General features: G+C 64.9%; 16 protein-coding genes. 14 read left to right on the plus strand and 2 right to left on the minus strand.

What is annotated here, in order from left to right:
* The first annotated feature begins 3 nt into the window (after positions 1-3).
* The 9 genes from ACPT9U_RS07450 (at position 4) to ACPT9U_RS07490 (ending at position 7,881) form a co-directional block, all read left to right on the plus strand.
* On the plus strand, positions 4-423 hold the full coding sequence (locus ACPT9U_RS07450) for an ExbD/TolR family protein (protein ID WP_435750416.1): 420 nt from the start codon (positions 4-6) through the stop codon (positions 421-423).
* A 65-nt stretch (positions 424-488) separates the two neighbouring features.
* On the plus strand, positions 489-1,160 hold the full coding sequence (locus tag ACPT9U_RS07455; protein ID WP_435750417.1) for a nitrogen fixation protein NifQ: 672 nt from the start codon (positions 489-491) through the stop codon (positions 1,158-1,160).
* Positions 1,135-1,947, plus strand: coding sequence for a TOBE domain-containing protein (locus ACPT9U_RS07460; RefSeq protein WP_435750418.1), 813 nt, complete (start codon positions 1,135-1,137; stop codon positions 1,945-1,947). Before ACPT9U_RS07455 ends, ACPT9U_RS07460 begins: the two co-directional genes overlap by 26 nt.
* 188 nt (positions 1,948-2,135) lie before the next feature.
* Positions 2,136-3,044, plus strand: a complete 909-nt coding sequence (locus ACPT9U_RS07465) for a LysR family transcriptional regulator (protein ID WP_435750419.1) — start codon at positions 2,136-2,138, stop codon at positions 3,042-3,044.
* A gap of 164 nt (positions 3,045-3,208) precedes the next feature.
* Positions 3,209-3,634 (plus strand): TIGR03757 family integrating conjugative element protein, encoded by a 426-nt coding sequence (locus tag ACPT9U_RS07470; RefSeq protein WP_435750420.1) that lies wholly within the window; start codon positions 3,209-3,211, stop codon positions 3,632-3,634.
* A complete protein-coding gene (locus ACPT9U_RS07475) occupies positions 3,631-4,575 on the plus strand; it encodes a TIGR03756 family integrating conjugative element protein (RefSeq protein WP_435750421.1) in 945 nt (314 codons plus the stop codon). The genes ACPT9U_RS07470 and ACPT9U_RS07475 overlap by 4 nt, the downstream gene beginning before the upstream one ends.
* A 10-nt stretch (positions 4,576-4,585) precedes the next feature.
* Entirely contained in the window at positions 4,586-5,992 is a 1,407-nt protein-coding gene (locus tag ACPT9U_RS07480) for an integrating conjugative element protein (RefSeq protein ID WP_435750422.1), read from the plus strand.
* Positions 5,989-6,342, plus strand: a complete 354-nt coding sequence (locus ACPT9U_RS07485; protein ID WP_435750423.1) for a hypothetical protein — start codon at positions 5,989-5,991, stop codon at positions 6,340-6,342. The genes ACPT9U_RS07480 and ACPT9U_RS07485 overlap by 4 nt, the downstream gene beginning before the upstream one ends.
* Before the next feature lie 15 nt (positions 6,343-6,357).
* Positions 6,358-7,881: a conjugal transfer protein TraG N-terminal domain-containing protein gene (locus ACPT9U_RS07490; RefSeq protein ID WP_435750424.1), complete on the plus strand. Its 1,524-nt coding sequence runs from the start codon at positions 6,358-6,360 to the stop codon at positions 7,879-7,881.
* 7 nt (positions 7,882-7,888) lie between these two features.
* Here ACPT9U_RS07490 and ACPT9U_RS07495 read toward each other — a convergent pair whose 3' ends face one another.
* Complete coding sequence (locus ACPT9U_RS07495; RefSeq protein WP_435750426.1) at positions 7,889-8,254, minus strand: DUF3742 family protein; 366 nt, start codon at positions 8,252-8,254, stop codon at positions 7,889-7,891.
* A gap of 229 nt (positions 8,255-8,483) precedes the next feature.
* On the opposite strand from ACPT9U_RS07495, the gene ACPT9U_RS07500 reads away from it, so the two are divergent.
* The 3 genes from ACPT9U_RS07500 (at position 8,484) to mobH (ending at position 12,210) form a co-directional block, all read left to right on the plus strand.
* Positions 8,484-9,242 carry a type IV toxin-antitoxin system AbiEi family antitoxin domain-containing protein gene (locus ACPT9U_RS07500; protein ID WP_435750427.1) on the plus strand — a complete coding sequence of 253 codons (759 nt, stop codon included), beginning with the start codon at positions 8,484-8,486 and terminating at the stop codon, positions 9,240-9,242.
* The gene (locus ACPT9U_RS07505; protein WP_435750428.1) at positions 9,235-10,155 is read left to right on the plus strand and encodes a nucleotidyl transferase AbiEii/AbiGii toxin family protein; all 921 of its coding nucleotides are present in this window, start codon (positions 9,235-9,237) and stop codon (positions 10,153-10,155) included. The genes ACPT9U_RS07500 and ACPT9U_RS07505 overlap by 8 nt, the downstream gene beginning before the upstream one ends.
* Positions 10,156-10,365: 210 nt before the next feature.
* Positions 10,366-12,210 (plus strand): MobH family relaxase, encoded by a 1,845-nt coding sequence (gene mobH / locus ACPT9U_RS07510; protein ID WP_435750429.1) that lies wholly within the window; start codon positions 10,366-10,368, stop codon positions 12,208-12,210.
* Positions 12,211-12,236: 26 nt separating this feature from the next.
* Here the strand turns inward: mobH and ACPT9U_RS07515 are convergent, their stop codons facing one another.
* Positions 12,237-12,536, minus strand: coding sequence for a helix-turn-helix domain-containing protein (locus tag ACPT9U_RS07515; RefSeq protein ID WP_435750430.1), 300 nt, complete (start codon positions 12,534-12,536; stop codon positions 12,237-12,239).
* Between the two features lie 138 nt (positions 12,537-12,674).
* Here ACPT9U_RS07515 and ACPT9U_RS07520 point away from each other — a divergent pair, with 138 nt between their 5' ends.
* Both ACPT9U_RS07520 and ACPT9U_RS07525 read left to right on the plus strand, forming a co-directional pair.
* Positions 12,675-13,268, plus strand: coding sequence for a LysR substrate-binding domain-containing protein (locus tag ACPT9U_RS07520; protein ID WP_435750431.1), 594 nt, complete (start codon positions 12,675-12,677; stop codon positions 13,266-13,268).
* A 568-nt stretch (positions 13,269-13,836) separates the two neighbouring features.
* Positions 13,837-14,829 (plus strand): helix-turn-helix transcriptional regulator, encoded by a 993-nt coding sequence (locus ACPT9U_RS07525; protein WP_435750432.1) that lies wholly within the window; start codon positions 13,837-13,839, stop codon positions 14,827-14,829.
* Positions 14,830-14,863: the final 34 nt, after the last annotated feature.

Consider the following 14,863-nt stretch of genomic DNA (forward strand, 5'->3'; position numbering starts at 1 on the left):
CCGATGGCCGAGATCAACATCATCCCGTTGGTCGACGTGATGCTGGTGCTGCTTGTCGTCTTCATCGTCACCGCGCCGCTGCTCACGCATGCGGTCAAGCTCGAATTGCCGCAGGCGAGCAGCCGCCCCAATGTGGCGCCTGCCGAACACATCGAGATCGCGATTCAGCGCGATGGACAGATGCATTGGAACGGCGAGGCGGTGTCTCGCGCTGAGCTGGAACGGCGCGCGTGGCAGCTTGCCGAGAGGGCGGCGGACACCGAGATCCACCTCAAGGGAGATGCCGCGGTGCCCTATGGGGAGATGGCCTGGACCTTGTCGGCGCTGGCGCGGCGCGGGCTGACGCGCGTCGGGTTCGTCACCGATCCCGGCGGGGCCGTGGCGCCCGATCGCGGGGCAGGCGGTGCCGGGGCGTTTCCATGATGCGCAATGGTCCCAGTCCATGGAGCAGAGCAACTTTCGTGAACCCGCCTGGAAGGAGCAAGGCAATGAAGATCGTTCGAACCAGCCTGCGATGGCCGGCGCCATCCCAATCGGACATGTCCCGCCGGATGCCTGGTCGTGACCGGGAGGGTGCTGGCGCGGTGCGCGACCATACCCTGATGCTGCGGGCGATATCGGGTGTTCTGCGGAACGCCCAGTGTGGCGAACTTCCAGTGTTCGCCTGGACGCTCGGGCTCCCGCAACAGGCCCTGCTGGAAATGGTCGAGCGATGCTTCCCGGAACTCGGTGCGCTGGAGGGGTTGTCAGATATGCAGTATGCGAGCCTCAAGGCGGCGCAGCCACCGTACTTCCAGGCGCTGGTGGCCCTGTTGATGACGCGGCGTACCGCGGGCGTGGATGAACACGTGGCCACGTGGCTTGCACATGCGATCGCGGCGGCATGCCACGGTGAACGCCATTTGTGGGAAGACCTGGACCTTGGCGGACGCGACGACGTGTCGCACCTGCTGGAGCGGTACTTCCACCCTTTGTACCTCGCCAACTCACGAAACCTGCGCTGGAAGCGGTTCTTGTTTGCCGAACTCGGTGCCGTCCTGGGGAGAACGGAGTGCCTGCCTCCCGGGTGCCATCGGTGCGACCAACACCGGGTATGCTTTCCCGAGTCCAAGGCACAAGGGGTGAGCGTACACGATGGAATCGACCAAGAAGAGTATTGAGTTGCAAGGCTCGGTATGGATGACGGTGGGCGGCGAGAATTTTGGCGGTCCCGGCCGGATCGAGCTGCTGGCCAGGATCGCCGAATGCGGTTCGATCACGCAGGCCGCCAAGGCGATCAAGATGAGCTACAAGGCCGCATGGGATGCCATCGACACCATGAACAACCTGGCCGGGGAGCCGCTGGTCGAGCGCCTGGCAGGCGGCAAGGGCGGTGGCGGAACCCGGCTGACTCGCCGGGGCGAGCAACTGGTCGAGAACTTTCGCCTTGTCCAGCGGGAGCATCGGCGCTTTATCGAGCAATTGGCCCAGCAGGCCGATGACATCGCAGATGACTATTTGTTGATCAGGAGGATGAGCATGAAAACCAGTGCCCGGAACCAGTTTCTCGGCAAGGTCACCTTGGTGAAGCCGGGGGCGGTGAACGACGAGATCGAACTGGAGGTGGCCGGTGGCCAGAAGCTGGTCGCCATCGTGACGCACGAAAGCACCGAGAGCCTCGGCCTGCGCGTCGGGGCCGAAGCCTTCGCCTTGGTCAAGTCGTCATCGATCATCCTGGTCATGGATGACGATGGCGCACGCTTCACGGCCCGCAACCGGCTGACAGGAACGATTGCCCGCGTCCAGACCGGTGCAGTGAACACGGAAGTCGTGCTTGACCTGCCAAACGGGGCTTCGGTGGCCGCGATCGTGACCAATGAGAGCAGCGCGGCCCTTGGGCTGGCGGCGGGCAAGACGGCGTCGGCCATCTTCAAGGCGTCGAGCATCATTCTCGGGGTTCCGGCCTAGCTTCGCATGGCTTTCTTGTACTTCGGGGAGCGCCTTGGCTGGCGGCATGCGTACTGCCTTGGCGTGCCCCCTTGCACCGCCATCCCGACGTGGCCTGCGCGGTTTCGGCGAATGCCCCATTTGCGGTTCGCAATCGTTGCGCCGCATCCCGGTTCGGGAGTCACTCGCTGAGCGGATGAGCGACGCCCATGGACCTGCGATGCCTGCGCTGTTTCGTGGCCGTAGCCGAGGAGCTGCATTTCACGCGCGCGGCCGCGCGTCTTCACATCGAACAATCACCGCTGTCGCGCACGATCAGGAAGCTGGAAAGCGACGTCGGCGCCTCGTTGTTCGAGCGCGGTGGGCGGGGTACGCACCTGACTTGGGCCGGACAAGTCTTGTTGCGAGATGCCAGGCGCGTTTTCGCAGTGTTGGAGCAGGCCAGGATCAATGTCAAGGCGGCTGCGACAGGCTACCGAGGCATGCTCCGCATCGCGCTTTCGGACGGTATCGCTCAAACCCGGCTCACGGCGCTGCTGGCCTTGTGCCGTGAAGAGGAGCCCGACGTAGGGATTCGCCTGTTCGAGACGCCGTTCGCTGCGCAAGTGCGCGGTATGCGTGATGACTCGTTCGATGCGGGTTTTGCCCAGTCCGACGAGGCCGGCGAAGGCATCCACTGCGAAACGCTCTGGTCCGATCCGCTTGTGGCTGCCATTCCCAATCGGCATCCATTGCTGGCCTTCAAGCAGATCCCGCTGGAGGAATTGCTGAAGTACCCCCTCGTGATGTACCACCCGGAGGCATGCCATGGCGCGAGCCGGCAAATCAAACGGATCCTGCGTTCCACGGATATCCGGCCGAACATCGCAGAGCGTGCGGTGACGCTGGAGTTGATGTTGACGCTGGTCGCCGCCGGCTACGGACTGGGCTTTGCCACGGCCTCTCAAATCTCGATCTGCCGACACCCGGAGATCGTCACTCGGCCCCTGGCCGATGGGTCGGCCAGGATGACTACGTTCCTGTTGCGTCCGCACCGAGAGCCGTCCGAACCGCTGCAACACTTCATCGACCGGGCCCGACTCTTACGTGACAATTCCTGCCTGCCTGAACAGGCATAGCCGGTGGGCAGTCCCGTGGGGGCTTTTCGCAGGCATCCAGGGGGTCCGCTCAGGCACCTTTTCAGTGGGCTTGAAACAGGGAGCGATACTGTCCGCATTGTTCGTGGTACGTGCAAGTTTCATGGGTTGTACTGCCGGGAGTCATCAACCCATTGGCGATGCGGATGCGTGTCTTTCTGGCCTCGTTTGGATGTGCTCCGACCATCCTGTCCCTCTTGTTGGCGACAGGAGTCGCCACAGCGGCGGATGTTTGGGCCATTACCGTGTCCGGCCGCTCCTTGCGGGGATCTCAGGCAACTGACTGTGTCATCGAACCGGTCCCACCTGCTTGCCGCGAAGAAGAACTTGATGCCGGGTTTCCCGACGATTCGAATTGGGCCGCGGCCCTCGTCCCGCAAGGCCTGAAGCACGGTGGCTCCGAGCTGCAGCGCAGGCTCGGCACAGCGTGCCAGGGCATCGTCGATACCTGGGGACTGGGCATCGCCAAGGTTCCCGCCGTGGTGGTCGATCGACGCTATGTGGTCTACGGCGAGCCCGACGTGCTCCGCGCCGTCGCGCGCATCAACGCCTACCGGAGCACGCAGCCATGAGCCTCCTGCTGGCACGCCGGCGCCTGCGCGCCACCGCCGCCTCGCTGCTGCTGAGCGCGGCCACGTCGACGTTCGCCCTGGACACCGCCACCATCGTCTCGTCGGCGCTGTCCCCCGACTGCCTCGAATACCGCGTGGTCGGAATCTGCTACTGGCTGTACTGCACGCCCTTCGGCTGCTCGGTGCGCACTTCCGTCAAGGTGCGCCACTACGTCCCCGATGCGGTGGTGTCGAGCTACTCGAACACCGGCGAAAACCCGTGGCTGGAAGTCAGGGCGATGAGCATGCCCAACCCGACCGCCAAGGCTGGCGGTGACGGCACGACCAATCACGACAACGAGAACAACCTCGCCAAGTTCAAGAACGCCGATGTCATCGGCCATCCGACCGGGATGGTGTTCAGCCAGTTCGCCAGCGCCTCCGGCTACACCTGCGAAGGCGCTGGCACGGCCTTCATGCCGTATCTGCTGAGCACGCTCGACACGATCGCCTGGCGCTACAACATCCCGGAAGCGTTCTACCCCGAAGCGCTCATCCCCGGCCGGCGCGAAATCGGTACGCGCACCGGCCTGAACCTCTGGGGCAACGTGTATCCCCGCGGTGGCTTCCTGCACCAGACCGACGATCACAAGAGCGGCGCCGTGGTCGCGCAGCGCGCGGGCGACATCGTGACGCGCCGCAACCAGATTCACGTGTACCAGCCACTGCTGGCCAACGCCCGCGACGGGTACTGGCCGGCCGGCGCGTTGATGGAGACCGACGCCTCGACGGGCAAGTGGCAGGAGCTGACGCCCACGCTCTCGAACAGTTGCGTGGTCTTCCCGCACAGCCGCACCCGCGTGCAGGCCCAGCAGGGCGACTACGCCTGGGCCTTGTGGCGGCCGTACTCCTGCTGCCGGCGCCGTGGCCAAGTCTTCCTCGGCAGCGTCGATTTCATGTGAGGAACCCACGATGAACGCCTCCCTCCCTGACTTTCTTCGCCGGGCGAAGTCGCCCCTGCGGGCTACGCTGCTCGTGGCGGCCATCACGCTGGTCGTCGGCGTCGCCTGGGCGCAGACGCGCATCGATCCCAATGGCGTGAACGTCAGCGGCAGCGTGATCGGCGACGACGTGCTCTACAGCATCGGCGGCGGCCGGGCCGTGTCGATGGGTGGTGCCGGCAACATGCAGAGCATCGGCGTCGGCGTCGGCTGGAACAGCAACCTGATCTGCGGCGACATGAGCATCACCACGACGCTGCAGAACCAGCTCAACGGCATCACCAACGGCTTCCAGACGATCATGAGCAACGTGATCCAGAACGCCACCAGCGCAGTGGCCTCGCTGCCGGCGCTGATCATCCAGCGCGCCGACCCGGGCCTGTACAACCTGCTCACCAACGGCATCCTCCAGGCGCGCCTGGATTTCGACCGCTCGAAGATGACCTGCCGGGCCATCGCCAATCGCATGGCGGACATGGCCGGCGGCCAGACCGGCTGGGACCAGCTCGCCGAGGGGATGGCGCTGCGGGATGCGGTCAGCAGCACCGATGCCGTCTCCGCCATCGAGCAGGCCGAGTCCAACAAAGGGAACAACGGCGTGCCCTGGGTCGGCGGCGGCAACGCGGGCGGCTCCGGTCAGAGTTCGATCAAGGTGGTCGGCGATGTGACGCGCGCGGGCTACAACCTGCTCAACGGGCGCAGTGCCACCGATACCTCGTCGATCGCGCGCAGCGCCTGCGGCAACCGCCTGACCTGCCAAACTTGGTCCTCGCCCCAGGCGGCCGCCGACTGGGCGACCCGCGTGTTGGGCGAACGCGAGCAACGCACCTGCGAAAACTGCACGAAGACCCAGACCACGCCTGGCGTCGGGCTGACGCCAATGATCCAGGAAGAGTACGAGACCAAGCTGCAGGCGCTGCAGGAACTGGTGACGGGCGCCCGGCCGACGACGCTGGCCAATCTCGACGCAGCCGGCAGCAGCTCGCTGCCGATCACCCGCGGCGTGATCGAGGCCCTGCGTGACGAACCCGACCAGGACGTGCTGGGCCGGCGCCTCGCGTCCGAGGCTGCGCTGTCCAGCGTGCTGGAGAAGGCCCTGCTGCTGCAACGCACGTTGCTGACCGGCAAGAAGGAGCCGAACGTCGCCGCCAACGAGCTGGCCGTGCGAGCGGTCGAGCAGGAGAACAGCGCGCTGGAGCAGGAGATCAACAACCTCAAGACCGAGCTGGAACTGCGCCGCACGCTGGCCGGCAACTCGGCGATGGCGATCATCCAGCGCCACAGCACCCGCGCGGCCGGTTCGCGTGGCGTCTTCGAGGGCGACACCACACGCGACCGTCTGCGGGAGGTTCAGAAGCCGCGGAGCGGTACGCCATGAGCCGGCTCGCCTGGTTGCGGCTGCCATGGCTGTTCAACCGCCGCGTCGGCGTGGCGCTGCTGTGGACCTTGCTGGTGGCCGCCGCCGCGGTGGCGGTGAACATCGCCGGCATCCACGTGGTCGGCGGCGTCGAGGGCTGGCACCACTGGCTGCAGGTGCACGCCGGCCACTTCTTCGTGTGGCGGCTGTGCCTCTACGGAGCGACGGCTTACGGCTGGTGGTGGATGCGTCGGCGCCTGTTGCGGCGGGAGCCGTCACGCGAGACGCATCAGCGCCTGCTGCGCACGGAGATCGCGGCCGTGATCGCCGTGGTCGCGCTGGAAGCCAGCCAACTGTTGCGGCACGGCTGAGACCGGGAGGCAGGCATGACGCTCTACACCACGGACTACCTGGAGTATTACCTGACCCTGGTGGCCTGGGTGGTCAACAACGGCATCTGGAGCATCCTCGTGGCCAGCGGCGTGTTCGCGCTGCCGTTCGTGGCCATCGTGATCCAGGAATGGCTCAAGGCCCGCAGCGAAGGTGCGGACGAGGGCAACAAGGGCGTGCTGTCGTCGATGCGCATCGAGAACCGGGTGTGGGTGGCGATCGTGGTCATCATGTTCGCCGGCATCCCGTTCATCCCGGTGGATCTCGCCACGATCAGGTTCGACACCACGCGCTCCGCGCAATGCCAGGTCAACGTCCCGCTGCCCAACGACACGGGCTGGTCCAACGTCTACACGGCGCTCAACGACCAGAGCGCGCTGGTGCCGGTGTGGTGGTTCTTCATGCACGCGCTGTCGAAAGCCGTGACGGGTTCCGCGGTGGCGGCGATTCCCTGCGGCACGGACCTGCGTCAGATTCGCATGGATGTGGATGCCACGCGCATCGACGATCCGGTGCTGGCACAGGAGGTCGCCGACTTCACGCACGACTGCTACGGGCCGTCACGCGCCAAGCTGTTCATGAACCGGCCGACGCTCTCCGACGAGCAGATGAACGACGTCACCTGGATCGGGTCGAGTTACTTCCTCGACACGCCCGGCTTCTACGACACCTACCACTCCCGCACGCCTCGCACGGCCTGGCCGTACGACGCGACCCGCGATGCAGGGCTGGCGCAGGTGGACAGCGGCGGCGGCTATCCATCCTGCCGCCAGTGGTGGGCCGATGGCGACCAGGGGCTGCGCAGCCGGCTGCTGGCACAGGTCGCCCCGGACCTGCTGACCCGCATCGGGCGCTGGGCGGGCTTCCTGTCGCAGAGCGAGGTCGATGACTCGGTGATCCGCGCCGTGGTCTCACCGCGACAGCAGAAGATGAACCAGGGCGCCGTCTACACCGACTACGGCGGCCAGATTGACAAGACGCTGCCGAACGTTGTCACGCGCGGCGCGAGCGACCTGGGGCTGACCGTCGGCTCGCTGGGCTTCTTTCCGGCGATGGACGTGGTGCGCCAGGCGCTGCCGATGGTGCTGACCATGCTCAAGATGGCGCTCGTCATCTGCATCCCGCTGGTGCTGCTGATCGGCACCTACGACCTGAAGACGGTAGTGACGGTGAGCTGCGTCCAGTTCGCGCTGTTCTTCGTGGACTTCTGGTTCCAGCTCGCGCGCTGGATCGACAGCACGATCCTGGACGCGCTCTACGGCTGGGGGTTTGGCGCGGACAGGCCGCACACGAACTTTGATCCGCTGATTGGCTTGAACAACGCCTTTGGCGACATGCTGCTCAACTTTGTCATGGCGATGATGTTCATCGTGCTGCCGACGTTTTGGGTGATGGCATTGGCCTGGGCAGGCGTGCGCACGGGAAATATCGTGCAGGGGTTGTCCACCGCCACCTCGGACGCCAAGGGCGCTGGGGGGCGTGGCGCTGGCTTGGCAATGAGCGCCGTATCGAAGAAGTGACCGCCGTTCAGTCGTCGTCGGTCACATGCGGGTCGATGCGCCAGTCGCTCTTGTCATAAAGCCCGAAGCCGTTGGGGCCTTCCCTCCACTCGGGTTGTGGTTCCTCTTGATCCGGGTCGTCGTGCTGTACGAGCCATGCAGCAGTCACCGCAAAGGCAAGCAGCAGGGCCAGCCAGAACGCGAAGTAGAGCAGCGCACCGAGTACGGCGAGCTTGATGATCCAGAGCACGGCCGTGGCCACACCTGCGGGCACGCCGCGCATCACCAACCAGCCGGCGACATACTGCTCGCGGCGCAGGTATCCACGCCAGGCACGGCCAGCCCCCTGGCCCAGCCGGTGGCTCCAGCGCCCGTTGTACGTGTTGGTGGTCATGCTCACATGCCTCGGCTTCAGTGGTGCCTCACCTCGCGGAGCGGCCGGTCGTGGCTTGCCCACCAGCATAGACCGCGATCAGGAGGGCGGGTTGCGGCTGGCAGAGCCGGGTTGGCTCGGGTCGCAGGTCGATTAGATTCTGCACGATAAATCCAACCTTATACTACTTTCCATGCGTGTTCTTGCAGTAGCTCTAGGGGTCGATTGGATTTCGTGTTATTTTTATAACATGGATGGAAATTCTCGGCACCAGGTAATCAAGCGGCTGCAGGCGGGACTCCCCCGCGGGGCGCCGTTCGACCTTGCCACCCTGAGCCAGTTCGGGGTGTCGCCCCAGCTCGCCGCCCACTATGCCGACGGCGGGTGGCTCGTGCGCCTGGCCCATGGCGTCTATGCCTTCCCGAACGATGAGTTCGGGGTCTACGGTGCGCTGAAGTTCCTGCAACAGCGCGTGCCCGGCCTGCACGTCGGCGGCAAGAGCGCCCTGGCCCTGCAGGGGGTGCGGCACAACCTGGGCAGCCGGGAGGCGCTGGTGCTGTGGGGCGACGGTCGCTTCGCGTTGCCGGCCTGGTTCACTTCGCGCTTTCCGGCCCGCTATGTCCACGCCTGCCTGTTCGACTGGCCGGACACGGCGCTGGCCGGTAAGACCCTGACCACGCCGCCTGGCCTGCCCGAGGATCTGCGGGTGGCAGCCCCCGAGCGTGCCGTGCTGGAGCTGCTGTACGAAGCCGGCGTCAAGCAGAGCCTCGAAGAGGCCCGCAACCTCTTCGATGGACTGCGTTCCCCCCGCAAGGACTTGCTCGGGCAACTGCTGTCCTGCTGCGCCAGCGTGAAGGCCGTGCGCCTGTTCCTGACCTGGGCGCGCGAGACCAGCCTCGTGGATGTCGATGCCCTGCTGGAGCAGTACCCGGTTCGCACCGGCAGCAACACGCGCTGGATGAGCCGGCTCGATGACGGCACCTTGCTGAGCCTGAAACCTCATGGATAAGACCTACGCGGACACCGTTCGCCTGCTGCTGGCCGTCGCGCCCGACGTGTTCGCCAACGACATCTTCGCCATGAAGGGCGGCACGGCCATCAACCTCTTCGTGCGGGACATGCCGCGCCTGTCGGTGGACATCGACGTGGTGTACCTCCCGTGGCAGACGCCGCGCGACGAAGCGCTGCAAGCCATCAACCAGGAGCTGGCCGCCATCGCCACGCGCGTTGCGCCACTGGGCGTGCAGACACGCCTGGTTCGCGCCAAGGATCTGGGGGACACTAAGCTGATCGTCGAGAACGACGCCAACCAGGTGAAGATCGAGGTCAACGTCGTGTTCCGCGGCAGCGTGCTGCCCGTCGAGCGGCGGCCGCTGAGCGCCAAGACCAGCGATCTGTTCGGCGTCGAGTTCGAGCTGCCGGTTCTGGCACCGGACGAGCTGTACGCCAGCAAGCTGGTGGCCGCGCTGGATCGGCAGCACCCCCGCGACCTGTTCGACGTGTGGCAGCTCTTTGAGTCGGGCGACATCAGCGACGGCATGGTCGAGTGCTTCGTGGTCTATCTGGCGGGTCACAACCGGCCACCCCACGAAGTGCTGTTCGGCAACGACAAGGACATCGCCGGCGAGTACGAGCGGGCCTTTGTCGGCATGACGGAAGTAGACTGCTCCCTGGAGACACTGCTCGACGCTCGCGCCAGGCTGCGGCGCGAGCTGCCACAGCGACTGAGCACCGCGCACAGGCGGTTTCTGAGCGGGCTGGCGCGCGCAGAGCCGGACTGGTCGCTGGTGCAGTGCCAGCATGCCGCGCAACTGCCGGCACTGCGCTGGAAGCTCGCCAATCTCGAAACCTTCCGCAAGCGCCGCCCCGACGACTTCGCAGCGCAATCAGCCGCCCTCGACACCGGCTTGGGCCAGAGCTGACGAACACCCCCGCAGCTTCCGGCTTGCCGGGATTGCCCCATGCCGCATTCATCGTGGCACCCGCGAAGCTGCGGCCCTATACCCAAAGGCTTCCGACAAAGGCCAAAGGCCAAAGGGCTGGGAAGGGGCAAAGGAAGGGCGCCAAGGGGAAAGGCCCTATCCTGAAAAGGCCAAAAGGCGCCCCGAGCAGCCTGTCATCCGGGGTTCGCCATGCTCTCGCTGTTCCAGCGCAAAAGGGTGCCACCCACCGCCGGCACGCCGCCCACCTCCGCCATAGAAACTCCGAAAGGGTCGATGCGGCCGGAGTCGGCCGCATCGCTGCTGGCCACGCCGCGCCGGCAGAAACTACTGGAACACATCTGGCAGCGCACATCGCTCTCGCGCCGGCAGTTCGCCACGCTGTACCTCGCCCCACTGGAGCGCTACGCCGAGCTGGTCCAGCAGTTCCCGGCCTCCGAGAACCACCACCACGCCTATCCGGGCGGCATGCTGGACCACGGCCTGGAGATCGTCGCCTATGCGCTGAAACTGCGGCAGTCATACCTGCTGCCTGCGGGCGTCACGCCGGAGGCACAGGCGGCCCAGGCCGAAGCCTGGACCGCAGGCACAGCCTACGCGGCCCTGCTGCACGACATCGGCAAGATTGCGGTCGATCTGCACGTCGAGCATGCCGACGGCAGCGTCTGGCATCCCTGGCACGGCCCGCTGCGAAAGCCCTACCGCTTCCGTTACCGAAAGGAGCGTGAGTTCCGCCTGCACAGCGCCGCCACCGGGCTGCTCTACACGCGCCTTCTCGATCGGGACATCTTCGACTGGCTCAGCGGCTATCCCGACCTCTGGGCCGCGCTGCTGTACGTGCTGGCCGGCCAGTACGAGCATGCCGGCACGCTCGGCGAGCTGGTCGTGCACGCCGACCAGGCATCGGTCGCCCAGGAACTCGGCGGCGATCCCAGCAAGGCGCTGGCGGCGCCCAAGCATGCGCTGCAACGCAAATTGCTCGACGGCTTGCGCTACCTGCTCAAGGAAGAATTCAAGTTGAACCAGGCCGGCCCGGCGGACGGTTGGCTGACCCAGGACGCCTTGTGGCTGGTGAGCAAGACCGTCTCCGACAAGCTGCGCGCCCATCTGCTGTCGCAGGGCATCGACGGCATCCCGGCGAGCAACACGGCGGTGTTCAACGTGCTGCAGGATCACGGCATCGTGCAACCGACGCCGGATGGCAAGGCGATCTGGAAGGCTACCGTCACCAGCGACGCCGGCTGGTCGCACGCCTTCACCTTCCTGAAACTCTCGCCTGCGATGATCTGGAATGCGGCCGACCGGCCGGCGCCGTTCGCAGGCCGTGTGCAGGTCGAAGAGGAACAAGCGAAGCCGACGCCGCAGGCGCCGGCCGATGGGCCGCACGTGGAAGGCATCGAAGCTGCAACCGCGAGCACGGAGCCGATCGCATCCGCAGGCAAAGACACCGGTGTGGCCGCGCTGCTCGACCTGCTGGGCGATACCGCTCCGCCCACGGCACCGGAGATCCCGGGTTGCCCTGTCGCCGAGCCCGAGCCGACCCCTTTGACCGTGCCCCCGCCGCAGATGAGCCTTGCACCTGCCCAGGACCGCGCGGAGCCCTCCGGGGCGCACTTCATGGTCTGGCTGCGTCAGAGCATCCAGACGCGCAAGCTCATCATCAACGACGCCAAGGCCCTGGTGCATACCGTCGCCGGTACGACCTACCTCGTCAGCCCTGGCGTGTTCCAGCGCTACGCGCAGGAGTACCTTCAAGTCGCAGCGCTGGCCAAGCAGGAGAAGTTGGAGGGGTGGCAGTGGGTACAGAAGCGCTTCGAGAAGTTGGGACAGCACCGCAAGCAGCCGAGCGGGCTGAACATCTGGACCTGCGAAGTCACGGGGCCGCGCAAGTCGCGCCGGCTGCACGGCTTCCTGCTCGCCAGCCCGGATACGCTGTTCCAGGAGGCGCCGCCAGACAACCCATACCTGCGGCTACTCAGCGAGGCCGCAAAGCGCGAAGATTCAGCCCTTGGGGGCAAGGACGACGATCAGGCGTAGGCATGCGACCGCTGTGCGGGCAGGTGTCAATCCGCGGATGGGGCCGACTCTGCCAGCTTGGCTTCGGTCAGAGTCATCAAGTGGGCGGAACTGCATTTCAGCGCACGGGCGATCTTGAGGATGACTGTGAGCGTGGGGACATGCTTGCCGCGTTCGATCTTGCCCATGTGTGACCGCTCGATGCCAGCCATGAAGGCCAGCGTTTCCTGAGCGATGCCCTGGTTGGTTCTTTCTTCCCGCACGGCAGCACCAAACGCGATGGCTGGTTCCGCTTCGTAGGTAGAGGCGCCGGTGGGGCGGCCCCTTTGGATCGAACGCTTTGGCATTGCCAAGAGCGTCGAACACGGTCACGATTTAAACCACGTTAAACTTAACTCATCCAACGGCTTCGAGATCAGTTGCCACGAGTTCACCGCCTGGGGGAGCTGGACGTGGAATCGAGTGACTTCACCGCCGAAATTCGCATGGCCGTCCTCGGCGAATGGGTGCCTCCCCAGCTCGCCGACGTGCTCGCCCTGCAGCGTGCCGAAGAGCCGGAGACCCATGCCGTCCTGGCCGGATGGACAGATCCCGGTCGAGGCGCGGAGCTGCCGGGCGACGGCTTCGACTTCGCCTTGTCTGCGGTTGCCCGGCAGTGGGCTGGCTGGGTATGCGAGCCGCTGTGGCATGACACGCTGGCGGTCGCCGTGGCCAAGCGCTCCCACCTGCTGGCTTACCGTGAAGTGCCGTGCGGGGAAGTGCTCAAGCAGCCCTTGATCTGCTCGCAGTCCACGGCCGATGAACCATGGCGCATGACCGTGCAGCGCGTGTTCGGGAACGCGCTGCAGGAGCGGGAGCAAACGGTGGAGACATTCGATGTGGCGATGACGCTGGTTGCCGCCGGGTACGGGATCGCCATTGCGCCTGCCGCGAGACTGGCGAGCTACCTACGCCGAGGCATTGTCATGCGGCCGCTGGCCGGCGCACCAATGATCGTGATGGCTTACCTGCTCCGCCGCGATGCTTCCTTGTCGGACACCCAGGCAAGATTCGCCCGCCGCGCGCGCTTGGTGTCCTGACGAACGCGCGGGGATCGCGGTTTCGCCACGATCCCGCATTCCTGCTGCTGGGGGCGGATTCCGGTCACTCGCGACCATCGAAACCGATACGGAGCGATCAACGTCGCCGGTTCGTGATCGTTGGTCCGACGGCATGACCAACCGGTTGACCGGAAGTGCACCTGAGCCGCTTAATGATATTTGCAAGATCGAAGTTGGCTTTATGGTCTTCAAGCTGCCAGTCGTTTCTTCCGACTGACCGCCTCGTCCTCGGCCTCAGCTGCCGGCGGCCTCAGCCGAGTTGGGTGACCGGTGTAGTGCAGATTGCCGACGTTGGATTGATCCCAAGGCCGAATGACTTTTCTCCCTCGATGCCGAGCTGAACTGGACAATTGGTTCTACGTCAATGGCCACCTGTGGCCCCGTGGAGCTTCTTCCCTGATACGCATTGTGCGGCGTGCGGCACGTCGTGACTTGCTTCTCTCCCCGGGCCGGTATCTTCCGCCCCAAGAAGATCGCGAGCGCATAATGCAATCCCAACTGGGAGCATTAGGAAAGTAGCTACACAGGCCCAAGGGAGGGGGTAACGATGTCCAAGGTTAGCATCGAGCGCATTGCGAAAATCGTCCGCTTCATACGCAAGCGTGGTTCGGCGTCAATGTCGTTCCTCAAGGAGGAACTAGAAGTCTCAGAGGCCACGCTCAAGCGCGACTTTGACTTTCTTCGAGACCGCCTTGGATGCCCGCTCGAATGGGATAGAACCAAACGCGGATGGGTCATTCGGGACGATCTCGCTGAAGGAGGGAGATTTGAACTGCCTGGCGTTTGGTTCGACTCATCTGAAGTCATCGCACTTCTAACCATGCTTCACCTTGTTGAAGGTGTTCAGCCGGGTCTGCTCGAGGACCATGTCGCTCCTCTCAAGTCGCGGCTTCGCAGCATGCTGGCAGAAGGCACCATGTCAGCGCGCCCTGTCGAGCACAAGCTCCGTCTGATTCACTTCGCGTCGCGCAAGGTCGAGCCCAAGCACTTCCAACAAATTGCTAGCGGATTGCTGGAAGGCAAGCGCTTGCGCTTGGAGTACTGGAACCGAGATCGCATGGAGAACACAAACCGAGTCATTTCGCCGCAGCAACTGGTGCACTATCGAGAAAACTGGATCCTCGACGCTTGGTGTCACAGCAAGAACGCACTCCGTTCATTTGCCCTCGAGGCAATCCAGTCCATCCGAGTGCTTGACGAATGCGCCACCGAGGTCAGCGCCAAGGAGATGCAAGAGCACTTTTGCAGCGGCTACGGCATCTTTGCCGGACCTGCCGCGCACCGAGCACGCTTGAAGTTCACCCCGGAACGCGCCCAATGGGTTGGCAAGGAGACCTGGCACCACGACCAGACGAGTACCTACCTCGAAGATGGCAGCTATGTGCTGGAAGTACCCTACTCAAATGACCAGGAGTTGATCATGGACCTTCTGCGCCACAGCCCAGAGGTGGAGGTGCTCGGACCACCCGAGTTACGGCGCAAATTGCACGCCGTGCTGTGTGCCGCAACAAGAAAAAATTCGCCATCCGCAAGTCACTAGGTCACTAATTGAGCTACTACCGTCGTAATAATGC

It is taken from the genome of Thauera sp. AutoDN2 (assembly GCF_051280715.1).
In the GTDB taxonomy this organism is placed as follows: domain Bacteria; phylum Pseudomonadota; class Gammaproteobacteria; order Burkholderiales; family Rhodocyclaceae; genus Thauera.

Excerpts from the sequence above, each read along its gene's own strand:
- ACPT9U_RS07515 (WP_435750430.1), bottom strand. The coding sequence starts at position 12,536 with ATGCCAAAGCGTTCGATCCAAAGGGGCCGCCCCACCGGCGCCTCTACC.
- ACPT9U_RS07485 (WP_435750423.1), top strand. The coding sequence starts at position 5,989 with ATGAGCCGGCTCGCCTGGTTGCGGCTGCCATGGCTGTTCAACCGCCGC.
- ACPT9U_RS07475 (WP_435750421.1), top strand. The coding sequence starts at position 3,631 with ATGAGCCTCCTGCTGGCACGCCGGCGCCTGCGCGCCACCGCCGCCTCG.
- ACPT9U_RS07455 (WP_435750417.1), top strand. The coding sequence starts at position 489 with ATGAAGATCGTTCGAACCAGCCTGCGATGGCCGGCGCCATCCCAATCG.
- ACPT9U_RS07480 (WP_435750422.1), top strand. The coding sequence starts at position 4,586 with ATGAACGCCTCCCTCCCTGACTTTCTTCGCCGGGCGAAGTCGCCCCTG.
- ACPT9U_RS07505 (WP_435750428.1), top strand. The coding sequence starts at position 9,235 with ATGGATAAGACCTACGCGGACACCGTTCGCCTGCTGCTGGCCGTCGCG.
- ACPT9U_RS07495 (WP_435750426.1), bottom strand. The coding sequence starts at position 8,254 with ATGACCACCAACACGTACAACGGGCGCTGGAGCCACCGGCTGGGCCAG.
- ACPT9U_RS07525 (WP_435750432.1), top strand. The coding sequence starts at position 13,837 with ATGTCCAAGGTTAGCATCGAGCGCATTGCGAAAATCGTCCGCTTCATA.
- ACPT9U_RS07465 (WP_435750419.1), top strand. The coding sequence starts at position 2,136 with ATGGACCTGCGATGCCTGCGCTGTTTCGTGGCCGTAGCCGAGGAGCTG.
- ACPT9U_RS07490 (WP_435750424.1), top strand. The coding sequence starts at position 6,358 with ATGACGCTCTACACCACGGACTACCTGGAGTATTACCTGACCCTGGTG.
- ACPT9U_RS07500 (WP_435750427.1), top strand. The coding sequence starts at position 8,484 with ATGGATGGAAATTCTCGGCACCAGGTAATCAAGCGGCTGCAGGCGGGA.
- ACPT9U_RS07520 (WP_435750431.1), top strand. The coding sequence starts at position 12,675 with ATGGCCGTCCTCGGCGAATGGGTGCCTCCCCAGCTCGCCGACGTGCTC.
- mobH (WP_435750429.1), top strand. The coding sequence starts at position 10,366 with ATGCTCTCGCTGTTCCAGCGCAAAAGGGTGCCACCCACCGCCGGCACG.
- ACPT9U_RS07470 (WP_435750420.1), top strand. The coding sequence starts at position 3,209 with ATGCGTGTCTTTCTGGCCTCGTTTGGATGTGCTCCGACCATCCTGTCC.
- ACPT9U_RS07460 (WP_435750418.1), top strand. The coding sequence starts at position 1,135 with ATGGAATCGACCAAGAAGAGTATTGAGTTGCAAGGCTCGGTATGGATG.
- ACPT9U_RS07450 (WP_435750416.1), top strand. The coding sequence starts at position 4 with ATGGCCGAGATCAACATCATCCCGTTGGTCGACGTGATGCTGGTGCTG.